This is a genomic window from Streptomyces sp. NPDC005805 (assembly GCF_040630445.1).
Lineage (GTDB): Bacteria > Actinomycetota > Actinomycetes > Streptomycetales > Streptomycetaceae > Streptomyces.
The window spans coordinates 1-3,526 of sequence record NZ_JBEXXN010000115.1; the positions used below are offsets into that span (position 1 = coordinate 1).

At 70.2% G+C, this 3,526-nt stretch carries 4 protein-coding genes; 3 read left to right on the forward strand and 1 reads right to left on the reverse strand.

Going from position 1 to position 3,526, the window contains the following annotated elements; genetic code table 11:
- Nucleotides 1-91: 91 nt before the first annotated feature.
- Nucleotides 92-526: a VOC family protein gene (locus ABZ457_RS30525; RefSeq protein ID WP_359164302.1), complete on the reverse strand. Its 435-nt coding sequence runs from the start codon at nt 524-526 to the stop codon at nt 92-94.
- Between the two features lie 178 nt (nt 527-704).
- Here ABZ457_RS30525 and ABZ457_RS30530 point away from each other — a divergent pair, with 178 nt between their 5' ends.
- The 3 genes from ABZ457_RS30530 to ABZ457_RS30540 all read left to right on the forward strand — a co-directional run bounded on the left by ABZ457_RS30530 (nt 705) and on the right by ABZ457_RS30540 (nt 3,483).
- Nucleotides 705-1,214, forward strand: coding sequence for a MarR family transcriptional regulator (locus tag ABZ457_RS30530; protein ID WP_359164305.1), 510 nt, complete (start codon nt 705-707; stop codon nt 1,212-1,214).
- A 101-nt stretch (nt 1,215-1,315) separates the two neighbouring features.
- Entirely contained in the window at nt 1,316-1,651 is a 336-nt protein-coding gene (locus ABZ457_RS30535; RefSeq protein WP_037744359.1) for a DUF3817 domain-containing protein, read from the forward strand.
- Between the two features lie 131 nt (nt 1,652-1,782).
- Nucleotides 1,783-3,483, forward strand: a complete 1,701-nt coding sequence (locus ABZ457_RS30540; RefSeq protein WP_359164309.1) for a methylmalonyl-CoA mutase family protein — start codon at nt 1,783-1,785, stop codon at nt 3,481-3,483.
- The last annotated feature ends 43 nt before the right edge of the window (nt 3,484-3,526 follow it).

Below are 3,526 nucleotides of genomic sequence, written 5' to 3' on the forward strand. Positions count from 1 at the left end.
CACACATGACGGTGATCTTCGCGAACTCTCAGACCGCGAAGATCACCACCGTCGACTACAAGCAGCAGTTGATCAATTACCCAACACTTTCTCAGTCGAGGCAGAACTCGTTGCCCTCGACGTCCTGCATCAGCAGGCACGACTCGTTCTCCTCGTCGGCGAGGAGGAGCCGGACACGGGTCGCCCCCAGCGGAAGCAGCCGCGCGCACTCGGCCTCCAGCGCGGCGACGCGCTCGTCCCCCACGAGCCCGGTGCCGACGCGTACGTCGATGTGCACCCGGTTCTTGACGACCTTGCCCTCCGGCACGCGCTGGAAGAAGAAGCGCGGGCCCACCCCCGTGGGGTCGGCGCAGGCGAACCAGGCGCCCCGTTCCTCGGGCGGGAGGGAGTGCTGGTAGGCGTCCCAGGAGTCGAACCCCTCGGGCGGCGGCGGGACGACGTACCCCAGCACCTCGCTCCAGAAGCGGGCGACGCGCTCCGGGTCCGCGCAGTCGAAGGTGATCTGGACCTGCTTGACCGATGGCATCGGACGACCATAGGACGCGCTCCGAGCACCCGGCCACCCGATTTCGGGGGGACGGTGCGCGGGCCGGCGCTGGTGCCGGAGGCCCGGCGCTGCGGGGCCGTGCCTCGGGGCCCGGCGGCCCGGACCGAGGGGCGAGACGGGGCTGACCACGATGTGACCAGTGGGTAAGGTCGGTGCCGTGCCGAAGCCGCTCAGCCTCCCCTTCGATCCCATCGCCCGCGCCGACGAACTCTGGCAGCAGCGCTGGGGACCCGTGCCGTCGATGGCGGCCATCACCTCGATCATGCGCGCGCACCAGATCCTGCTCGCCGAGGTGGACGCCGTCGTCAAGCCGTACGGACTGACCTTCGCCCGGTACGAGGCGCTGGTCCTGCTGACCTTCTCCAAGGCCGGGGAGCTGCCGATGTCGAAGATCGGCGAGCGGCTGATGGTGCACCCGACCTCCGTGACCAACACGGTGGACCGCCTGGTCAGGGCCGGTTTCGTCGCCAAGCGGCCGAACCCGAACGACGGGCGCGGCACCCTCGCGTCGATCACCGAAAAGGGGCGCGAGGTGGTCGAGGCGGCCACCCGGGACCTGATGGACATGGACTTCGGGCTGCGCGCGTACGACGCGGAGGAGTGCGCGGAGATCTTCGCGATGCTCCGGCCGCTGCGGGTCGCGGCGGAGGACTTCGACGAGAAGTAGCGGCGCCCACGAAAACCCGGCCCCCGCGCCCGCCCCCGCGCCCGCCCGCGAGCCCCGGCCCGCCCGAAGATCGCCCCCGGCCGCCGGATACCCTCGGGGCCATGAAAGCGAACGTGCTGACCCGCTACCGGGTGATGGCCTACCTCACCGCCGTCTGGCTGCTGGTGTTCACCGGCGCCATCGTCCTGAAGTACGGGTTCGAGACCGGCGACACCATGCTGATCTCGCAGATCCACGGTGTGCTCTTCATCGTCTACGTGGTCTTCGCCTTCGACCTCGGCACCAAGGCGAAGTGGTCCTTCGGCAAGCTGCTGTGGGTGCTGGCGGCCGGTTGCATCCCCTTCGCGTCGTTCTTCGTGGAGCCCAAGGTCAGCCGCGAGGCCCGCGCCCTGATCACGGACGGCAAGCCCGGCGGCCCGGTCAAGGCCGAGGCGTAAGGGCGCCAGGACACCAGGGCGCAAGGACACCAGGCCCACCGGCCCCGCCCACCCCGGCGCACACCGCCGCGAGCGCGGCTCGCGGCGGTCGGCCATCGACATTTACTAGGACGTCCTAGTAAATTCGAAGCATGGACGCTGACGCCATCGAGGAAGGCCGCCGTCGCTGGCAGGCCCGTTACGACAAGGCCCGCAAGCGGGACGCCGACTTCACCACCCTCTCCGGGGACGAGGTGGAGCCGGTCTACGGCCCGCGCCCGGGCGACACCTACGAGGGCTTCGAGCGCATCGGCTGGCCCGGCGAGTACCCGTTCACCCGGGGACTCCACCCGACCGGCTACCGGGGCCGCACCTGGACCATCCGCCAGTTCGCCGGTTTCGGGAACGCGGAGCAGACGAACGAGCGCTACAAGATGATCCTCGCGGCCGGCGGCGGCGGGCTCTCCGTCGCCTTCGACATGCCGACCCTGATGGGCCGCGACTCCGACGACCCCCGCTCCCTCGGCGAGGTCGGCCACTGCGGAGTCGCCATCGACTCGGCCGCCGACATGGAGATCCTGTTCAAGGACATCCCCCTCGGCGATGTGACGACCTCCATGACCATCTCCGGTCCGGCCGTCCCCGCCTTCTGCATGTACCTGGTCGCCGCCGAGCGCCAGGGCGTGGACCCGGGGGTGCTCAACGGCACCCTCCAGACGGACATCTTCAAGGAGTACATCGCGCAGAAGGAGTGGCTCTTCCAGCCCGAGCCCCATCTGCGCCTGATCGGCGACCTGATGGAGCACTGCGCCGCCGGCATCCCCGCGTACAAGCCGCTCTCCGTCTCCGGCTACCACATCCGCGAGGCCGGGGCCACGGCCGCGCAGGAGCTGGCGTACACCCTCGCCGACGGCTTCGGCTACGTGGAGCTGGGCCTCTCCCGCGGTCTGGACGTGGACGTCTTCGCGCCCGGCCTCTCCTTCTTCTTCGACGCGCACCTCGACTTCTTCGAGGAGATCGCCAAGTTCCGCGCCGCGCGCCGGATCTGGGCCCGCTGGATGAAGGAGGTGTACGGCGCGAAGACGGACAAGGCGCAGTGGCTGCGCTTCCACACCCAGACCGCCGGTGTCTCCCTCACCGCCCAGCAGCCCTACAACAACGTCGTCCGCACGGCCGTGGAGGCCCTGTCCGCGGTCCTCGGCGGCACCAACTCCCTGCACACCAACGCCCTCGACGAGACCCTGGCGCTCCCCAGTGAGCAGGCCGCCGAGATCGCCCTGCGCACCCAGCAGGTGCTGATGGAGGAGACCGGCGTCGCCAACGTCGCCGACCCGCTGGGCGGTTCCTGGTACGTGGAGCAGCTCACCGACCGGATCGAGGCGGACGCCGAGAAGATCTTCGAGCAGATCCGGGAGCGGGGCCTGCGGTCCCACCCGGACGGCAGGCACCCCATCGGCCCGATCACCTCCGGCATCCTGCGCGGGATCGAGGACGGCTGGTTCACCGGCGAGATCGCCGAGTCCGCCTTCCGCTACCAGCAGTCCCTGGAGAAGGGCGACAAGAAGGTCGTGGGCGTCAACACGGCCACCGGTTCGGTCACCGGGGACCTGGAGATCCTGCGGGTCAGCCACGAGGTCGAGCGCGAGCAGGTCCGCGTCCTCGCCGACCGCAAGGCCCGCCGGGACGACGCGAAGGTCCGCGCCGCCCTGGACGCGATGCTCACGGCCGCGCGCGACGGCTCCAACATGATCGCCCCGATGCTGGACGCGGTCCGCGCCGAGGCGACCCTGGGCGAGATCTGCGGGGTCCTGCGCGACGAGTGGGGCGTCTACACGGAGCCGCCGGGCTTCTGAGGACACACAGGCGTGGGGCCCGGTTCGTATACGAACCGGGCCC

Coding starts and splice junctions, on each gene's coding strand:
- ABZ457_RS30525 (WP_359164302.1), bottom strand. CDS start 526: ATGCCATCGGTCAAGCAGGTCCAGATCACCTTCGACTGCGCGGACCCG.
- ABZ457_RS30535 (WP_037744359.1), top strand. CDS start 1,316: ATGAAAGCGAACGTGCTGACCCGCTACCGGGTGATGGCCTACCTCACC.
- ABZ457_RS30540 (WP_359164309.1), top strand. CDS start 1,783: ATGGACGCTGACGCCATCGAGGAAGGCCGCCGTCGCTGGCAGGCCCGT.